General features: G+C 58.8%; 21 protein-coding genes and 1 tRNA gene. 11 read left to right on the top strand and 11 right to left on the bottom strand.

Annotated elements, in window-relative coordinates; genetic code table 11:
• Positions 1 to 22 precede the first annotated feature (22 nt).
• On the bottom strand, positions 23 to 1,381 hold the full coding sequence (aroA, locus tag ACWGS9_RS29550) for a 3-phosphoshikimate 1-carboxyvinyltransferase (protein ID WP_454508560.1): 1,359 nt from the start codon (positions 1,379 to 1,381) through the stop codon (positions 23 to 25).
• A 195-nt stretch (positions 1,382 to 1,576) separates the two neighbouring features.
• Between aroA and ACWGS9_RS29545 the strand changes: the two genes are divergently transcribed.
• The 4 genes from ACWGS9_RS29545 (at position 1,577) to ACWGS9_RS29530 (ending at position 4,414) form a co-directional block, all read left to right on the top strand.
• Positions 1,577 to 1,975, top strand: a complete 399-nt coding sequence (locus ACWGS9_RS29545; RefSeq protein WP_454508559.1) for a TIGR02300 family protein — start codon at positions 1,577 to 1,579, stop codon at positions 1,973 to 1,975.
• Positions 1,976 to 2,138: 163 nt separating this feature from the next.
• Positions 2,139 to 2,214 (top strand) — tRNA-Ala (locus ACWGS9_RS29540).
• Positions 2,215 to 3,049: 835 nt separating this feature from the next.
• Positions 3,050 to 3,454 (top strand): hypothetical protein, encoded by a 405-nt coding sequence (locus ACWGS9_RS29535; RefSeq protein ID WP_454508558.1) that lies wholly within the window; start codon positions 3,050 to 3,052, stop codon positions 3,452 to 3,454.
• 84 nt (positions 3,455 to 3,538) lie between these two features.
• On the top strand, positions 3,539 to 4,414 hold the full coding sequence (locus tag ACWGS9_RS29530) for an ATP-dependent DNA ligase (protein ID WP_454508557.1): 876 nt from the start codon (positions 3,539 to 3,541) through the stop codon (positions 4,412 to 4,414).
• Between the two features lie 242 nt (positions 4,415 to 4,656).
• Here the strand turns inward: ACWGS9_RS29530 and ACWGS9_RS29525 are convergent, their stop codons facing one another.
• From ACWGS9_RS29525 to ACWGS9_RS29500, 6 genes are all read right to left on the bottom strand, one after another.
• Entirely contained in the window at positions 4,657 to 4,839 is a 183-nt protein-coding gene (locus ACWGS9_RS29525) for a hypothetical protein (protein ID WP_454508556.1), read from the bottom strand.
• Positions 4,836 to 5,144 carry a transcription elongation factor Spt5 gene (locus ACWGS9_RS29520; RefSeq protein ID WP_454508555.1) on the bottom strand — a complete coding sequence of 103 codons (309 nt, stop codon included), beginning with the start codon at positions 5,142 to 5,144 and terminating at the stop codon, positions 4,836 to 4,838. The genes ACWGS9_RS29525 and ACWGS9_RS29520 overlap by 4 nt, the downstream gene beginning before the upstream one ends.
• A gap of 1,232 nt (positions 5,145 to 6,376) precedes the next feature.
• The gene (locus ACWGS9_RS29515; protein ID WP_454508554.1) at positions 6,377 to 6,589 is read right to left on the bottom strand and encodes a hypothetical protein; all 213 of its coding nucleotides are present in this window, start codon (positions 6,587 to 6,589) and stop codon (positions 6,377 to 6,379) included.
• A 78-nt stretch (positions 6,590 to 6,667) separates the two neighbouring features.
• On the bottom strand, positions 6,668 to 6,958 hold the full coding sequence (locus ACWGS9_RS29510; RefSeq protein ID WP_454508553.1) for a hypothetical protein: 291 nt from the start codon (positions 6,956 to 6,958) through the stop codon (positions 6,668 to 6,670).
• A 70-nt stretch (positions 6,959 to 7,028) separates the two neighbouring features.
• Positions 7,029 to 7,268: a Lar family restriction alleviation protein gene (locus ACWGS9_RS29505; protein ID WP_454508552.1), complete on the bottom strand. Its 240-nt coding sequence runs from the start codon at positions 7,266 to 7,268 to the stop codon at positions 7,029 to 7,031.
• Positions 7,269 to 7,715: 447 nt separating this feature from the next.
• Positions 7,716 to 7,943, bottom strand: a complete 228-nt coding sequence (locus ACWGS9_RS29500) for a helix-turn-helix domain-containing protein (protein ID WP_454508551.1) — start codon at positions 7,941 to 7,943, stop codon at positions 7,716 to 7,718.
• A 112-nt stretch (positions 7,944 to 8,055) separates the two neighbouring features.
• Here ACWGS9_RS29500 and ACWGS9_RS29495 point away from each other — a divergent pair, with 112 nt between their 5' ends.
• Genes ACWGS9_RS29495 through ACWGS9_RS29485 form a run of 3 tightly spaced genes read left to right on the top strand, consistent with a single transcriptional unit; the run spans position 8,056 to position 9,353 of the window.
• Entirely contained in the window at positions 8,056 to 8,427 is a 372-nt protein-coding gene (locus tag ACWGS9_RS29495; RefSeq protein WP_454508550.1) for a hypothetical protein, read from the top strand.
• A 58-nt stretch (positions 8,428 to 8,485) separates the two neighbouring features.
• Positions 8,486 to 8,839: a hypothetical protein gene (locus ACWGS9_RS29490; RefSeq protein WP_454508549.1), complete on the top strand. Its 354-nt coding sequence runs from the start codon at positions 8,486 to 8,488 to the stop codon at positions 8,837 to 8,839.
• Complete coding sequence (locus ACWGS9_RS29485; RefSeq protein WP_454508548.1) at positions 8,817 to 9,353, top strand: hypothetical protein; 537 nt, start codon at positions 8,817 to 8,819, stop codon at positions 9,351 to 9,353. Before ACWGS9_RS29490 ends, ACWGS9_RS29485 begins: the two co-directional genes overlap by 23 nt.
• A gap of 24 nt (positions 9,354 to 9,377) precedes the next feature.
• On the opposite strand, the gene ACWGS9_RS29480 is transcribed toward ACWGS9_RS29485, so the two are convergent.
• Positions 9,378 to 10,304: a hypothetical protein gene (locus tag ACWGS9_RS29480; protein ID WP_454508547.1), complete on the bottom strand. Its 927-nt coding sequence runs from the start codon at positions 10,302 to 10,304 to the stop codon at positions 9,378 to 9,380.
• Between the two features lie 199 nt (positions 10,305 to 10,503).
• Between ACWGS9_RS29480 and ACWGS9_RS29475 the strand changes: the two genes are divergently transcribed.
• Together ACWGS9_RS29475 and ACWGS9_RS29470 are read left to right on the top strand one after the other, a co-directional pair.
• On the top strand, positions 10,504 to 11,049 hold the full coding sequence (locus tag ACWGS9_RS29475) for a DUF1003 domain-containing protein (RefSeq protein WP_454508546.1): 546 nt from the start codon (positions 10,504 to 10,506) through the stop codon (positions 11,047 to 11,049).
• A 413-nt stretch (positions 11,050 to 11,462) separates the two neighbouring features.
• Positions 11,463 to 11,822: a hypothetical protein gene (locus ACWGS9_RS29470; RefSeq protein ID WP_454508545.1), complete on the top strand. Its 360-nt coding sequence runs from the start codon at positions 11,463 to 11,465 to the stop codon at positions 11,820 to 11,822.
• A gap of 343 nt (positions 11,823 to 12,165) precedes the next feature.
• Here the strand turns inward: ACWGS9_RS29470 and ACWGS9_RS29465 are convergent, their stop codons facing one another.
• Together ACWGS9_RS29465 and ACWGS9_RS29460 are read right to left on the bottom strand one after the other, a co-directional pair.
• Complete coding sequence (locus ACWGS9_RS29465) at positions 12,166 to 12,816, bottom strand: outer membrane protein (RefSeq protein ID WP_454508544.1); 651 nt, start codon at positions 12,814 to 12,816, stop codon at positions 12,166 to 12,168.
• A 273-nt stretch (positions 12,817 to 13,089) separates the two neighbouring features.
• Complete coding sequence (locus tag ACWGS9_RS29460; RefSeq protein ID WP_454508543.1) at positions 13,090 to 13,782, bottom strand: hypothetical protein; 693 nt, start codon at positions 13,780 to 13,782, stop codon at positions 13,090 to 13,092.
• 118 nt (positions 13,783 to 13,900) lie between these two features.
• Here ACWGS9_RS29460 and ACWGS9_RS29455 point away from each other — a divergent pair, with 118 nt between their 5' ends.
• Positions 13,901 to 14,365, top strand: coding sequence for a hypothetical protein (locus ACWGS9_RS29455; protein WP_454508542.1), 465 nt, complete (start codon positions 13,901 to 13,903; stop codon positions 14,363 to 14,365).
• Between the two features lie 269 nt (positions 14,366 to 14,634).
• Positions 14,635 to 15,345, top strand: coding sequence for an FkbM family methyltransferase (locus tag ACWGS9_RS29450; RefSeq protein ID WP_454508541.1), 711 nt, complete (start codon positions 14,635 to 14,637; stop codon positions 15,343 to 15,345).
• Between the two features lie 67 nt (positions 15,346 to 15,412).
• Here ACWGS9_RS29450 and ACWGS9_RS29445 read toward each other — a convergent pair.
• The coding region (locus tag ACWGS9_RS29445; protein WP_454508540.1) for a hypothetical protein at positions 15,413 to 15,787 on the bottom strand (375 nt) is incomplete at its 5' end.

The following is a 15,787-nucleotide window of genomic DNA, read 5'->3' as shown; positions in this document are numbered from 1 at the left end:
GGTCGGCTAAAGCTCATGCCCGTCACTCGATCTCCGCGCCCAGCCCCTTCATCAATCCCATGAACTCCGGAAAGCTCGTCGCGATCATGTTGGCGTCGTCGATGGTCACCGGCTTTTCCGTCGCCAGCCCCATGACGAGGAAACTCATGGCGATGCGATGGTCGAGATGCGTCTTCACTGCCGTGTCCTGGCCGTTGGGGTGAGCGCCTAGCCCCTTGCCGCCCGGCTTGCCGCGCACGGCAAGCGAAGCCTCGCCCTCGGTGCAGTCGACGCCGTTGAGCTTCAGCCCGGTGGCCACCGCGGCCAGGCGGTCGGATTCCTTGACGCGCAATTCCTCCAGCCCCTGCATCAGCGTCTCGCCCTCGGCGAAACTCGCGGCGACGGCCAGCACCGGATATTCGTCGATCATCGACGGCGCGCGCTCCGGCGGCACCACGACGCCCTTGAGGTCGGAGGAGCGCACCCGCAGATCCGCCACATCCTCGCCGCCGGCGTTGCGCGGATTGAGGATGTCGATGCGGCCGCCCATTTCCTGCAACGTCAAGAGCAAGCCGGTGCGGGTCGGGTTCATCAGAACGTTCTCGATTGTAATGTCCGAGCCCGGCACGATGAGCGCGGCCACCAGCGGGAAGCCGGCCGAGGACGGGTCGCCGGGCACGGCGATTGTCTGCCCCGTCAGCTTGCCTTGGCCTTCGATGAAGATGTGGCGCACGCCGCGTTCGTCGGTCTCGACGGTCAAATTGGCGCCAAAGCCTTTCAGCATCTTCTCGGTATGGTCGCGCGTCATCACCGGCTCGATCACCGTGGTGATGCCCGGCGTGTTGAGGCCGGCAAGCAGCACCGCCGACTTCACCTGGGCGGACGCCATCGGCACGCGATAGGTGATGGGCGCGGCATGCTTCGGGCCGCGCAGCGTGATCGGCATGCGGTCTCCGGGCGCCGCCTTCAGCACCTGCACGCCCATCTGGCGCAGCGGGTCGAGCACGCGGCCCATCGGCCGGCCGGACAGCGAGGCGTCGCCGATGAAGGTCGTCTCCATGTCATAGGTGCCGACAAGGCCCATGGTCAGCCGCGAGCCGGTGCCGGCATTGCCGAAGTCGAGCGGACCTTCGGGCTCAAGCAGCGCGCCGTTGCCGGTGCCGCGGATCACCCATTCGGCGCCGTTCTTTTCGATATGCGCGCCCATTGCTTTCATGGCCGCGCCTGTGCGCATCACGTCCTCGCCTTCGAGCAGGCCGGTGATGCGGGTTTCGCCGGAGGCAAGGCCGCCGAACATGAAGGAACGGTGCGAGATCGATTTGTCGCCCGGCACGCGCGCGGTGCCGGAAAGGGCAGGGGATTTGCGGGCCGTGGCTGGCTTAGCGGCGGCGGAGTGAGACATCCTTGTCTTCCAAATGAAATGCCGGCTGCCCGGCTCTGTTCTTGATGTTGCGGCGGTCTCGTATCACGGCGCGCTGCAATGGTCATCCCCTTGGCGCGGCCGTTCGAACGCGGGCTTTTACGACGCCGGCTTTTGGCTTTGACAGCGCTCAAAACTGCGGTTAAGGGGACCACTCTTTTATCGACGAGGCCTGCTGTGGCAAAAACTGAACTTGGCACCAAGCGTGTCGACCCCGAAACGGGTCGGAAATTCTACGATCTCAACAAAGACCCGATCGTCTCGCCCTATACCGGCAAGAGCTATCCGCGCTCCTATTTCGACGAAGGCAAGATTTCCGCCATCGAGGAAGAAGAGGAGGTCGCTGACAAGGAAGTGGACGGCGACGAGGAAGAAGGCGCCGAAGTCGTTTCGCTCGAGGAAGCCGATGACGAGGCCAAGGGCGCCGGCGACGATCTTCCCGATCTCGGCGACGATGAGGATGAAGACGTCGATCTCGGCGACGACGAGGACGATACCTTCCTTGCCGACGAAGAAGAAGAGGATGACGACGTCGCTGACATGATCGGCGTCGGCGACGACGAGGACGAGGTCTGATTGGATCGTTTGCCGGCCATTTTGGCCTGTGACGAAAAAGCGGCTTTTGAAGGCTTGATCTTGTCCGAAGGCGGCGCTAGAAGCCGCCAGCACTAAAAACGGCGCGGCTCTCAACCGCGCCGGATCTCTTCGCCGGAAACGGCGCCGGCTGACTGCCGGGAGTGGGGCCATAGCTCAGTTGGGAGAGCGCTTGAATGGCATTCAAGAGGTCGTCGGTTCGATTCCGATTGGCTCCACCAAATTTTCTCTAGCGTTTGCAACACGTTAAGGGCGCTGGCCCTTAACTGTTTGCCTTCACTGAAGACTGCGGGCACCCCCGGGGCATCACCAGACGCGATTTCGCGCCGAAAATCGCTCTCGGGCGCGGATTGATCGCAAATCAGAGCGCACTGAAAGAAGCGCGTGAAATTCGTGATCATGCGATAGCGAGTCCAACATGCTCTAACGAGCACCGTCTGCACGTTCAGCAGAACGTAGAGAAACTGGAACAGCTAGCCATTGAACTCGTGCAGGACGAAGCTCTTGCTGTGCGCACTACTCTAACCTCTCTCGGATAGGCCCATCAGGAAGGATGCCGCATTCAGTGTCTGGGGCTGGGTCGCGGTGAGCGATTCACTTTTCGTTCACCATATTAGCGCAACCTAACGTAAGGTCATGCCGGTACAGCGTACATGCCCAACGAGCCCTAGCGCCGATCCCTCTCAGCGCTGGGGCTTTACTTCCGCACAATCCAACCCAGCAAAATCGACCGCGCGGATGAGCGGGACTGAAGTCGCATCGCGCAGCGCATAGGTCCCGAGCATGAAACATATAGCCCGGCATCTCATTGTGTTACCGACTGGCGCTTTGAGTCCCTTTCGCGCCAGTCTAGTTGCCAAAACTAAACACCCGCTGCTCTCATAAGATGCAGCGGGTGTTTTTTGGTCAGCGCAGCCGGTCATACCCGCAATATGGTGCATAACATCCTCGTTTATGGCGAGTTTGCTCCATAATGCCGGAACGTTCCCCTAATCCAACAGTTGCAACGCCTCCGCCCGCGGTCCATGTTGGCCAGGGCTGACGTTTGGGGGTGATATGTTCAAGAATTTGCTCGCGCTCGCACTTGTCGCGCTGGCTCTTTCGGGCTGCGTTACTGATTACAAGAAGATCAATGGGAAGCCTTTCTATGGCACCACGCCGGAGTTCGCGGGGTGGGAGCAGAAGAAAAGGGCTGGTCTTATACCTGTATCGATCTCTTGCCGCATGCCCCGCGCTGGTGCTGCAGCTAGGGCGCCAAGAGGCAGCAACCTTACGACTAAATGGGCAAAAGCGCCGCCGAGTGGTGTTAAATGGGTGGTCATCTTTGTCGGTCCGCAGCCAGAAGCGGAGGTTGAGCGAGCCCATGCCAGAGCGATGGGCGCGCGGAAGACATCCGGCGGAAGCTTCTATCAATCAGTCTCCAAGCAACAATTCTTCTGCGAGATTTGGCGGACGAGTTAACAGTCACATTCTCATTAGCCAGAGCTAACGGAACTGAAACGACCATGCGATATTGAATCAAATTCGATGTTGCGTGGAGTTCCGATGCGTAAGTCCGCCGGCGGGGGTCGGCTGTCGTTTATCTCTCCCCTGATGCCTACCCTCGTCGACAAGCCGCCGGAAGGCGACGGCTGGGTTCACGAGGTGAAATTCGATGGCTACCGCTCTCAGATCGTCCGGGACGAAGGAGTGCGCATCTTCACGCGCCGCGGGCTCGACTGGACCTCCAAGTACCGCGACCTCGTGAAAGCGGCTGGCGAGCTCAATGCCGACAGCGTCATCATCGACGGCGAAATCGTCGTGTTGGATGAGGCGGGACATTCGGACTTCGGCGAACTGCGGAAAGCCATCACAAGGCGTCAGCACGACGTCTATTTTGTGGCCTTCGATCTGCTGCATCTGAATGGCCACGATCTGCGCGACATGCCGCTGGTCGACCGGCGTGAAATTCTCCAGGCGATGATCCCGGCAGGCCAGCGCATCCAATTCAGCCAGGCGTTGCCGGGCGACGCGAAATCGATCTTCCATCTGATCGACCAGGCTGGACTTGAAGGCATGGTGTCGAAGCGCAAGGACAGCGTCTATCGCAGCGGCAATTCCACCGCCTGGTTGAAGACCAAGTCTTACGCCATCGACGAATATGATCTGCTCGGCGTCGAGCGCGAGCCCGGGAAACCGGCGTTCGCTCTCATGGCCGAGCGAGGCACAGGGCGCTATGTCGGGGCGGCGTTCATCACATTGAACGGGGGAATGCGCGAACGGCTATGGCAACGCGTGCAGGAGCATCCGGGGCCGGCGCCGAAGGGCATCAAGCGGCCGGCGACGCAATGGGTCAAGCCTGGCCTGATTGGTCGTGTGAAGCACCTACGCGGCGAGGAGGATCTGCGGCACGCATCGTTACAGGACTTCAGAGAGGAATAGCGAGGAGACAACCCATGCCGATCCGCCAAAGAGCGAAGGATGCAGGAATTTTCGAGCCGGCGGAGCTTGATCTCCTCGCGAGCGTGTTCGACCGGTTGAAATTTGACGGCCAAGCCGCGATATGAATGAGCGGCGAGTCGTTGCGGCCATGAAGGCGATGCCAACGAAGGGGCAGGCTTGATGCCTTTCCTCGCCCTCGTAGCCTCGCTGGCCGTCGTCGGCGCGCTGCTGCTGCATTGAAATCAGCCATCCAGTTCAAGCGGCTCGTGACCCGGCTTTTCGTGCCAGATGACTTGCCGCAAATCGCGCAGGTCGATTATCTGCCCGCAGGCGCCGCATTTGTGGAAATGATCCCGCTCGTCCGCATGGTCTTTCCCATGCATCTTGCCAATGATCGGCGGTCCAAGATCCGAAAGCTTCGTCATGTCGCCTTGTCCACCAGCGGCCTTTTCCTCGTCGGCGGCTTATAGGCCGTCACGAGCCTGACCGTATCGGCATCTACTGTCACCGGAATACCTAAGTTTACCGTCACCTTGCCTTCGTCGACACGCGTTACATCGCCTATCAGTTCGATCGGCTGGCCGTGCGCGACCTTTGTCGTTCGGTCGACGATCGAGTGCGGAAAATCGTAGGACGGGATCGTCACACTGATACGATCCTCAGTCACTCGCCCTCGCACCTTCGCGGTGATAGCGACCTCATCGCCGATGTTTATTGCGCCCTTCGCCATCTCATGAGTCTGGAGCGGGCAGCGGCTTAGTCAATCACTTGCTAAAATGGACCAATGCCGGGGAAGCGATGGGACCTCAGTCCGGATTGAAGGGTAATAGGATATATAGAACAACTTGCGCTTGCGCCGACTTAAACCACTCCCCCAAGGACAGGTGTCGGCGCTGGCCCGGCCCGCAAAATCCTGTGTCACCTCGATAAGCGGGCCGGGCCATGGGAGTTCCCAAATCACTCTAGGCAAGTGATCAGAACGTCCTGGTCGCGGCTGGAACTCTGCTACAATCCCCCATGGCCGTCCGAATAGCGGTTGTCTTGGCGCTTCTTTTCGCCTTCGCCTACGGATTCGCAAAACTCGCGGAGCGTTATGGCGGCGTTGGCAATCGGCCTTCTGCGTGTGGACAAGTGTCGACCGTTGATTGCCCAGACCAGAACGCGCCGCCTCCTGAGCCTAAACCTAAGCCTTCCGCTGCCTCACCCGGCGCCGCCGCCCGCTAGGTCAATAGCCCGCCGCTGGTGTGCCCCCACACCTAGCGACGGGCTAAAGGGTGGCCGGCGCCTCTCGTTGGGGAGATTGCCTGAAGCGTGCGCCGGCCTGGCGGTCCTGGGGGATTCCGCCGCATATGCAAGATAGCTAAAACAATTGCGACCGACATGGTGTGATCGCGTAAGCCCTTGGCAAGCGCGCCGGGGGCTCTTATTTCGGAGTCGGATGGGGCGACCTCTCAGGAGATCGCTGTGGGCAAAGAATACCTCTCAGACGGCACGCTAGGGCGGTAAACTTGCGATGGGCACCGGCTTATCGGTGGATTGCCTCACATGCAGGCGGAAGGCGGTCCTGGACGTCGCCGCGCTCGCCAGACGATTCGGGCCGGATCAGCGCTGCCTACATTGGGACTTGCTCAAGATCATCTTTTGCCGCGAATGCCGCGGCGCTGGCCGCGACGACCGGAATCTGCAGTTCACGAACCATGCTATGACGCCGGAGCAGCGAAAGGGCTGGACGCCGTGTCCTTAAGGCCTTGGGCCTGCTCCGTCGCCGCTGGTACATCTGCAGTCGGCGACGGAGGTCGGGAGCGGCCCGGCACGCTGACGGGGTAGGCCAGCAACGCCGGGCCTAACCGGGGACTCGGCTCGCGTGAATATACGCCTCTGCCGAGATGATCGGCACGCACCCGTTGGTAGTAGGCCACAATCGCTAGGCCGGCGCTGGCGATCATCGTGGCGCCCGCAGCTCTACGTCGGTGGGTTGCGCACACGATCTTCCAGATCGCGCTGCTTTTCTTCGTTCGAGGCCCGCTGGTTGAAGGCGTATTCGGCAACCATGGAGCCGGCGAAGAGGATCAGGAGCGGCGCGGTCCACGTCCAGAAGGAATGCAAGGCGAAAAAGGCCAGGCCGGCGAGAGCGGCCGAAACCGCAAATATCGCGAATCGGATCGTCTGGGCCATCTTTTCCCTGTCCAATCAGAAGGATTGAGATCTTCGGCTAAGCGGGCCACTAGGCCCGCTAGCCGAGACGGCCCGACTTTACTCGTCGCTGTTTTCGTTGTCGTTCTCATCGTTGGATTGGCTGTTCCGATTTGCGTCGTTCGCTTGCTCTTCGACGTACGCCTGGCAGCCCTCGTTGAAAGATCGACTGTCATTGTCGCAATCACGCTCATCGGTGATGTCGTTTCTGGCTGCCCAATCATACCCGGCCTCGTGTCCCGAGCAGTCATCAGTGCAATCGTAGCCGTGGAACGTCTCTTGCGCACTTGCCGGGGCGGTGACAGACACGGCCAGCGCTAGGGCGCCGGCGGCGACAAGAATCCGGACCATCACTAAACACTCCAATCGACGCCCCGGTGCCGGGTATGCCACGACCTAGGCGAAGATGAGGCTGCCGGCCCTAGTCCCAATCCTGATCAGGTGTAGCGGGGCGACGATTCCAACTTCTGACGGCGTTCAATTCGTCGATGCAGACAGGACCGGACGCGCCGCAGTTCTCGCATCTCATCACCACTCGCCCCTCCACTGTCACGGATGGCGTCACGTCAGAGCCAGTGCAAAACGGGCAGGGTTCCGCGATCACCGTGCCGCGCGCCTTTTGAGGGCCGTGCGAACTTGCTTCAACATCTTCCGCTGCCATGCCTCACGTCGGAACGGAGGGACTGACGCTGTCTTACTTTGCGATGTCATAATGCCACGCCAATTCGCGACGGGTTCTCCAGATTCCATATCGTGGCACTCTACAATCCGGTCCGGTTTGACGATCCCGAGCACTATCCACCAGGTTTCAGACGAATTGGCGGTAGAATGAAGGGCAATCAGCGTCTCGGTCGTCACGCGGCCAGCCGACCAATCTGACCATTTGTGCAGTCCTTGAGTACTGTCGGGTAAATCGATCGTCAGCCGATAGCGCTTCTTATGGCGACCACTATTGTCGAGTCCGTGTCCTGTCGGCTCTGGCGAAGTCGTGAGCCAAATTCCGATCAGGCCGCGACCCTTGCGGATATCTGTAGGGATGTCGCCGACGGTTAAGCCGTGTTGGCGATACCGTAGAGCGCGTCGGCTGAAGTGAAGTGGTAGAACGTAGTCATGCCTTCCGCAGCCTCACGCCCGCGCCCCCGCCATTTTCGGGGATGAAAACCACGTCGGCATCCTCAAGCGCCTTAACCATTGCTGCTAGGTTGTTCGCGACGGGGATCGATCGGCCAGCCTCGAAGTTCCTGACTGTCGACAAACCGACGTTCGCTGCCTTCGCTAGCTCTTCCTGAGAGATATTGGCGAGACCGCGGGCGGCGCGGCATTGCTCGGGCGTCATTTTCATTGCTCCAACGAATTTGATGCACCATAACGAAAATCGTTTGACTTATCCAGATGCAACGATTATCGTTTGAGTTAACGGTAAACGTTACCGGTAGCTGGTGTCCGAAATGACCGTGTTGCTCTCTCTAGACCTTACCCCGGCGGTGAATGCCTACGACGAACGCATCGCCTCGGCTTGGCGCATTTCGAGCCAGGAAGTCGGGGAAGCGATCCGGTTCGTTCGGCAGAGCGTGAAGGTGATTGCCGAGGCCGACGGGATGCTGACCCCAACCATCCGCCTGCATCGCCCGGCCTATGTCGAGCAGTGCCGCAAGCGCCTTCCGTGGGAGCTTTCGCTCTACTCGGACACGTCCGCCGCATCAGCGAAGCGGAGGCCGAAATGGAAGCACGAGGGATGCGCTACGCCCGATCCTCCTTCGCCTGGGGAGAGTGACGATGCCTCGCGCCTCATCGCAGGGACCACCAACCCGCTAAAGTGACGCGCGTCTTCGCGGATGACGCTCGTATCGTCCAGTTCCAAAACGAGGAGAAACTGAAATGCCGAACACCCCTGTTCGGGCAGCCGCCGAAGGCATGTCCGATTATCCCCGCAATTCACACCGCACACACCCCTTCGCCATCGCTGGCGCCTTCTTTCGTAAGGTGCTGATGCCCTGGCATGCGCGTGCGAAAAACGCAGTCGTAACCAAAGAGTCAGTACAGGAGAGTTTCATGAACCAGCATGTCGATCGTCGAGCCCTTCTCGCATCTTCAGCAGTCGCTGCGGCAGGCGTAGCCGCTGCTGTCACCAGCGCCGGGGATGTGCGCGCGCAGACGGCACAGGAAGGGAGTGGCCTGAGCGCACTTATTGCCGCAAAGGCCGCCGCATATGCCCGTTTCGACGGCGATTGATGGCGATTGGCAGATGGAAAAGGCTTATTTCGCTGAAAATGCAAGGGAACTGCTTGTGCCGCTCTCTATCGGCGGCGCGCAATCGCTCTACGTAACTGCGCACGACCTCGAGGAATGTGTGGTTGACTGCCAGACTGAAATCAGCAAGCGGTACGAAAAGGCAAAAAGGCGGATGAGCGGTCTAACCACGGCCGCACCCGAAATTGCGGAACAAGCTTTGACCGCGCTCCGCAAGGCCGAAAAGGCAGACCTGCGCAAAGCCAAGAAGATGGTCAAGGAAGAATATTCACGGCGTACTGCATTCGGCTACCAGCAGGCCCTGGATGAAGTCGCCGAGGCCTCCAAGGGAGATATCGACGCGCTGACCGCGCTCTGTGCCTATCGCTGCAAAACTTTAGAAGAATGTCGGATCAAAGCAGAATACCTGCTCTCGGTCACCGGCGGACGCTTCTCCGAGTTGCTCGCACATGATTCGGAGGCCCTCTTGCAATCCTTCCTGCCGGGCGAAGCCTGAACCTCACCGACGAGCCCGTCGTTGTCATGGTGACAGCGGCGGGCTCTCATCGGTGACACCAAAATCCTGGAGCTGGGTCGCGCGAACTTCCCATTCAAGATCGGTAAGCAACTCTGGATCTACTGAGATATTTTCCGCAAACTTGTCAGCGTGCTCTCGCAGAAGCGACCGTGCTGCTTTCTCGGCCGCAACCCTGCCTACACATTTCTTGTAGAAATGACCGAGGCTGTGTCCCACTCGCTCGCTATCCCACATGGTAATTTCCACGAGGGCATACCAGACCCCTTTGCCCGTTCGGCGCCGGCGCTGGACTTCCAAATGCCAGTCGGACATTTCAGCGATGGCGCGATAGAGGTGTACGTATTCCGGCTCCGTGGCGGCAAGGCTCCTTGCTTCGAATGCGAATGACCTTTGACTCGGTTCCTTCAGATTTTCGATGGTGCTTGAGATCTTCCAAAAGAGCCCTGAGATTTCGTCGACAGCGTGCCTTGCATCGAAGGTCAGCGGATGCTTGCGCTTTGAGATGCCCGCAGCCGATTTCAGCCGATCCGCCTTCTTCTTCGGCCAGATATCAGCGATGATCCGGCTGATCTGTTCAGGCCCGGGCTCCCAGCGATACTCCTTCTGCACCCGTGCCTTTCCGGTCCGCGGCCGGAGTTCAACAACCGTGTCGTCTGACTTTGGCGAGTGCGCCGCATCCATAGCTAACGCGAGCGCGTGATGTAGACCTTCGCGGATGCCGCCGTCTTCGTCGAACTGCCAAATCGACGCTTCCGTCCTGACGATCCGGACAGGTTTGCCGTCATCTAGTTCAAGCATTGCCCATAACACGCGTTGCTTCATGCCGGCGTATTGCGGAAGCGCGTCCGTTCCGTGAGTCAGCCCTTCCACCAATCGTTGCGACATGCGAAGCGGGTCTTCGCCCTCTGGAAACAAGTAATGGCGCGACATTCTCCCCCTCTACGATTCCAAGGCCGGCTCGACGCCCCGCGTTCAAATTGAGTCTTGCCCGCTCGACCGTCAGCCTACACACGCTAACCGCGTTTGCGTAGCTCTCGCGAAGATATGAACACAATCAGTCGCCTAGCTCGGCTATAAGGTCGACGGCTTGCACGGATAATTTCATACATGATGAGGAGATCAGTTGAAAATGTCTGCAGATTCCAATCAGGCGCCGAATGGCAACAAGTCCGATCCACACGCCCGGAATCATTTCCGGTTCCATCGTCCACACGCGCACCTTCATTCGCTGTTTGGGGATGATTGGTTTGCGCTGAAAGCCGAGAAGTTCGCGCGCTTTTTCGGAACGCCTGTCTTCCTGATTATTCAGACCATTATCGTTGGTTTGTGGATGCTCGCCAACATAGTAGGCTTAGTGCAATTCGATGTTTATCCGTTTATCCTGCTAAATCTCGCATTCAGCCTCCAAGCTGCCTACGCAGCGCCTCTAATCCTGCTTGCGCAGACCCGCCAGGCCGATCGCGACAAGGCTCATGCCGAAGCCGACGCGCAGCATCGCGAGGACATTGCCCGCGCCAGTGAGGAGCGTCAGGCGCTGATGGCCAAACAAACAGCCATGCTAGTCGATCTTGTAAGTCAGAACACGCAATTGACCGAAACCATCAAGGCTCTCACGGAGCGTGTCGAGGTCCTGACCAGGGAGGTTCACAGCCGGTTGATTGGCTCGGTGACCTGACGAAACACGCGCATCAACAGCCACATCGGAAATGCGGTGTCCCACAGCATAGATTTCAAGAACCATCGGCATGCTGCGATTCCGGGCAGCCACAGACGTAGCGATTAATGCGCTGCTCACAGTGGTACTTGCCGCCATGCGGGCAGCCGAAAATCAAGGAATAGATGGTCGACACCGCAGCGAGCAGAAACATCAGCGCCGCAATGCCTACAATGACCTTTCCTACTAAGCCTCTCACAGCAGTTCTATTCGTGCCTTGTGCCGACCCGTGGGCGCTTGATCACAACGCCGTCGCCCGGAGGATTTGATGTGGCGCTGCAATCTTCGGTTCCGGAGGTAGAGGAGACAGCCCATGAATGTAAGGGGCGGTTTGCGCTTGGAAATGCCCGTCCCAGGCAGGCCTGGGACGGGTCATGGACATTGCGCCAGAGCGCGCTACCGAATTATTTGCACTCGGCCAGAAGCTTCAAGGCTTTGTCGGCATCGCCCTTAGTGGCGTAGGTTTTCTTGCCGGCATCCATCAACTTCGTGCCGTCCGGTTTTTTCGTAACGACTTCACATTTCTTCGTGGCCGCATCCTTTGCCACCCAGTATTCCGTGGCAGCGAAAGCGGGCATGCTGCAAACGGTTACGAGTGCAGCGGCAATGGCTACTTTGCGAAACATGTTCATTCCTCCATTCAGCGAACTTGTCCCAACATTTCCAAGTTCGTGAATGAGTTTGGCGCCAACGTGGCGGTACGATTACAAAACCGTATGGAACTGGATCGCTAGCCTGCCTTGGCGGATCAGAGCGCCCGGAGCGGAGATCGAGCGGTTGATTGCGCTCCTCAACCTCATTGATGCGACCACCGACGGATGGGTCGGAAGTCGTCGGTACAGATTGTCGCGAAGGTGACCCCCGCAACCATGAATGCTCCCTTGGGTGGACGCGAACAGCGGCTCTTGGCAACACGGAGGATCTGGAGGGCAATCTGGCCGACACTGATAGCGATTTGGAGAGGCAGGCACCCGCTGAAGCGGCAGCTATCCCAACTCCCGGCCCGGCGGCTCTCCGCAAACAAAAAAGCCCCGAACAATTTTTGCCGGGGCTTTCTGTCGAGGTCCGCCAGTAAGATTAGAACTTGTAGTTCAGACCGACGCGCACGGTGTGGAACGGGACTTTGACGTCAACACCAACACCGCCACCTGCGGGCGTGAACGATGCTTTGCCAAGGTCTGTGTAGAGATACTCAGACTTGAGCGACCAATTGTTGGTGATGGCGTATTCAGCGCCCGCACCAACGGTCCAGCCTACCTTGGTCTTGGAAAAGTCAAACACCCCGGGGAGAGAGGTCTTTTCGTGACCGTATGCCAAGCCGCCAGTGCCATACACCAAGAAGCGGTCCACGGGCGTATAGCCAATGCGAGCACGCAGCGTGCCGAACCAGTCAACCTTCGTTTCGAGAGAGGGGCCGCCGGTAGATAGCTCGGCCTTGATGTCAGAACCCTGGAAGTCGGTTTCGACGCCGTAGACGAATTGGCCAACCTGCCAATTGTAACCGGCCTGAATGCCTCCTAGGAAGCCACTCGCACTGATGTCGATAGAGCCAGGGCCGCCGCCGGAGGGCGAAAGCTTGAACGTGCCGAAACCACCGCCTGCGTTCACGCCGATATATGCGCCAGTCCAATCATAGGAAGCAGCAACCGGTGCCTCCTGCAAAACGTCGGCCGCGTAGGCGGTCCCGGTCGCGAGGACGAGAGCGGTTGCGAGAAGAAGCTGTTTCACGGGAATACCCCTTTGTTGCCACTACTTAGGTGAAGCGTCTTCACCTAGCTGCGGATAGCGTTGCGGCCGAACTCCGTCGATTGTCAACGCCGACAAATTCGAAGGCGCGAATATTGTTCGGTAGATGCGCGGAAGCCACAACGGCTGCAGGAAAGGGTTGGCACCACCTCAGCCAGTTGACAATTTGCGCTCTCGGCAGATTTCGCGCATATCGATCGTGAAGGATCGGAATCAATTGCAGCGGCGAGCGCTTCGACTGAATAGCGCCTTGTATCAATCCAGCAGCCCCTGATACAGGGCGGCTTTCATGTGAACCACCCATCCAAGTCCGAGTATGTAAACCAGATACATACGAGCCAAACTCTTCAGTAAGATTATGTTGGGCGTATCCGTCGTTGTGAAAGCCATCCAGGCGCCCCGACCCGTCGCATGATCATCGAAACCGCCTATGAAGAACGATCCGATCATCATCCCGCCGAATAGAAGGCTCATCAGTCCTGGCTTCGGCTGCTTGAGTGTGGCTGCGGACCTCGATATCGGGCTTCCGAAGTACACCAATAAGGCAATTGCCGCGCAATACACGGACAACATGGACTGGGTGGCCAGGAGAACACATTGATCACGGGTTGAACCGGCCCACTGGCTCATCTCGACGTAAAGAATGTGGTTGCCAGGCCATAACCAGCGCAGAATCGAGTTGTCGCGGAAAGCGCACGTTTCCGCCGACGGCAGAAAAGGAACTGCTAGCCATGTCCCCAGTGCCAGTGCGGCAATAACGAACCCTGTCCATCTGCGGGTATGGGTAACCTCCGGGGCTTTTTCGACTGGGTGCGATGGGGGTGGGGGCAGGTCTGATGGGCCTCTCTCAATGTGCCCCTGAGGCAGCGCGGCTTTTCTTGCAGCCTGAAGTTCGGAAACGCGCTGGCTCAACACCTTTAGCCGCGTTCGCAGTTCATGGTCAGTCACACTAGGGTCCATACCCTCATCGTCGCACCGACTGAAATTTGAAGCAACACCGCCTACTTGGTCTCTCGACTTCCCCAACAACCCAGCGCTATTGTCCTGCTGGGCAGGGAGGGGATTTATGCGACGTATTGGGATTATCGCGCTTGCGCTTCTGTCTGGATGCGCATCGGCAAGCACTGTTCAAACGTCGAGAGATACAGCCATCGTCCAGTCGAGAGCGGCGCCGGCCTGTGGCAGCACTGGGGCCTCCAAGGTTGCCGAAAAGGAGGCTGCTATCGCTACGCTAAAAGCCGGCTTCGATAGTTACATCATCTACAACGGTGCTTCCGAGAGCAACATCGCGGTGCTTCAAGGTCCTGGCACCTATAACACCACAGCCGTAGCCAACGGACCGTTCATCAACGCGACCACTACGTACCAGCCAGGACCGCCAATGGTCATTGGCCATCACGGACAGTCGTTCGCGATCAAGATGTTCCATCAGGGAGAGCCTGGCTCCGAGAACGCGATAGCCGCTAAGAACACGCTCGGGCCGGACTGGCAAAAGCAGGTGAAGAATCCTGTCCTCACCTGCGTCGGTTAGATATAAGCCATTCAGGGCGCCGGGCTCGGCGGGCCACCATGGATCTTCGGTCGAGCTATAACGACGAGGGCCAACGGGTAGGGCCGCCTTGAAAAAGATGTTGGATCTGCTGGAACATGCTTCCTTTTAAGCCGCTGAGGCGCATTGAACGATCCATACGTCTCATACGGGACGCGATGTTAGTTCGTCCCGCCTCGAAAATGTGGGCTGTTCGGCGCGAGGTGTCGAAACAGTATCCAATGCTTGTACAAAACTTTGGCGATCACCGAATGGCATTCGATCCGAACGATGACCCGATTGGGAAAACCATTCTCCAGCACGGAAGCTGGCACCGTCCACAATTCGAAAGTATATTGGCGGCCTTAAGAGGTATTGGGCGGATTGCCAATCCAAAGATATTCCTGGACGTCGGTGCCAACATCGGAACACAGACTGTCTATGCCTTGGCCTCCGGCGCATTTTCCAGCGTAATAGCCATCGAGCCGGACGACGCGAACGCTCGAACCTTGCAGATGAACGCTATCCTCAACGGATTTGAGGACCGCATTGATATCGTGAGAGCTGCTGCCGGAGATGCGATGGGGACGCTCTATCTGAACGCGGACGCGACCAACAGCGGCGGCCATAAAGTCGCGAATACGCCGATCGGCGCTGGGTCTGCTCCCGTTAAGGTCGTGACCATTGAATCCGTTTTGCACGAACGGCAACTTGATCCCTACGAGTTCGGGTTGGTGTGGATCGATGTAGAGGGGTTTGAGCCAGAAGCCGTGACTGGAATGTCCTCCGTCATAGAGCGCGCGATCCCGCTTTGCCTAGAATTCAACGCCCCCAGCTACGGGCAGATGAAAACGCGCGAATTCCTGGGCTACCTACGTCAGCACTATTCCAGGGCCGCCCTTGTATCGGATCGCCAGATGGAACTTCGCCCAATCGTCGAATTAGCCATGCCCGAGCGGACTGTCGATATTCTCTTTGCCTAGAAAGCTCTACCGAAGGTGCTCGTGCGGCATCTTGCGCACACCGATAGATGCTAAAGCCGGCCGAGGGTCAATTCATCGCCGGACCTCTCCCGGTGAAGGCCTCAGCGCGTACGCCAGACACGCGCTCCAGCGTCTCGATCGTTCGACCAAGCAAGAGCATGGTGCAATCTGCCAGGAGGCGATCATCTTCAGGGATGGATGCGACGGCGGCTGGCAATAGCAGGTTGGCTGTAGCAGCGAACGCCAGCGCATCGGCCGGGGTAGAGGCTTGAGACTGAAACAAGCCCGCCAGCAGGTTCAACAGGTGCTGGCTCTCGTCGGCCCCTCCGGAGGCGTGCAGCCGGATTTCAGCCGCCATTTCCTGGGCAACAGACGCAGCTCGCCGGATCTCGGAGGGTCCGCCCTTGGTGGATTGCTGAACAGGCTCGTTCATTGCCACTTG

It is taken from the genome of Mesorhizobium sp. Arg314 (genome assembly GCF_053714275.1).
Note: the sequence above shows the minus strand (reverse complement) of the source record. Positions and strands in the feature narration are given on the sequence as shown.

Excerpts from the sequence above, each read along its gene's own strand:
- aroA (WP_454508560.1), bottom strand. The coding sequence starts at position 1,381 with ATGTCTCACTCCGCCGCCGCTAAGCCAGCCACGGCCCGCAAATCCCCT.
- ACWGS9_RS29535 (WP_454508558.1), top strand. The coding sequence starts at position 3,050 with ATGTTCAAGAATTTGCTCGCGCTCGCACTTGTCGCGCTGGCTCTTTCG.
- ACWGS9_RS29530 (WP_454508557.1), top strand. The coding sequence starts at position 3,539 with ATGCGTAAGTCCGCCGGCGGGGGTCGGCTGTCGTTTATCTCTCCCCTG.
- ACWGS9_RS29525 (WP_454508556.1), bottom strand. The coding sequence starts at position 4,839 with ATGACGAAGCTTTCGGATCTTGGACCGCCGATCATTGGCAAGATGCAT.
- ACWGS9_RS29520 (WP_454508555.1), bottom strand. The coding sequence starts at position 5,144 with ATGGCGAAGGGCGCAATAAACATCGGCGATGAGGTCGCTATCACCGCG.
- ACWGS9_RS29515 (WP_454508554.1), bottom strand. The coding sequence starts at position 6,589 with ATGGCCCAGACGATCCGATTCGCGATATTTGCGGTTTCGGCCGCTCTC.
- ACWGS9_RS29510 (WP_454508553.1), bottom strand. The coding sequence starts at position 6,958 with ATGGTCCGGATTCTTGTCGCCGCCGGCGCCCTAGCGCTGGCCGTGTCT.
- ACWGS9_RS29505 (WP_454508552.1), bottom strand. The coding sequence starts at position 7,268 with ATGGCAGCGGAAGATGTTGAAGCAAGTTCGCACGGCCCTCAAAAGGCG.
- ACWGS9_RS29500 (WP_454508551.1), bottom strand. The coding sequence starts at position 7,943 with ATGACGCCCGAGCAATGCCGCGCCGCCCGCGGTCTCGCCAATATCTCT.
- ACWGS9_RS29495 (WP_454508550.1), top strand. The coding sequence starts at position 8,056 with ATGACCGTGTTGCTCTCTCTAGACCTTACCCCGGCGGTGAATGCCTAC.
- ACWGS9_RS29490 (WP_454508549.1), top strand. The coding sequence starts at position 8,486 with ATGCCGAACACCCCTGTTCGGGCAGCCGCCGAAGGCATGTCCGATTAT.
- ACWGS9_RS29485 (WP_454508548.1), top strand. The coding sequence starts at position 8,817 with ATGCCCGTTTCGACGGCGATTGATGGCGATTGGCAGATGGAAAAGGCT.
- ACWGS9_RS29480 (WP_454508547.1), bottom strand. The coding sequence starts at position 10,304 with ATGTCGCGCCATTACTTGTTTCCAGAGGGCGAAGACCCGCTTCGCATG.
- ACWGS9_RS29475 (WP_454508546.1), top strand. The coding sequence starts at position 10,504 with ATGTCTGCAGATTCCAATCAGGCGCCGAATGGCAACAAGTCCGATCCA.
- ACWGS9_RS29470 (WP_454508545.1), top strand. The coding sequence starts at position 11,463 with ATGGACATTGCGCCAGAGCGCGCTACCGAATTATTTGCACTCGGCCAG.
- ACWGS9_RS29455 (WP_454508542.1), top strand. The coding sequence starts at position 13,901 with ATGCGACGTATTGGGATTATCGCGCTTGCGCTTCTGTCTGGATGCGCA.
- ACWGS9_RS29450 (WP_454508541.1), top strand. The coding sequence starts at position 14,635 with ATGGCATTCGATCCGAACGATGACCCGATTGGGAAAACCATTCTCCAG.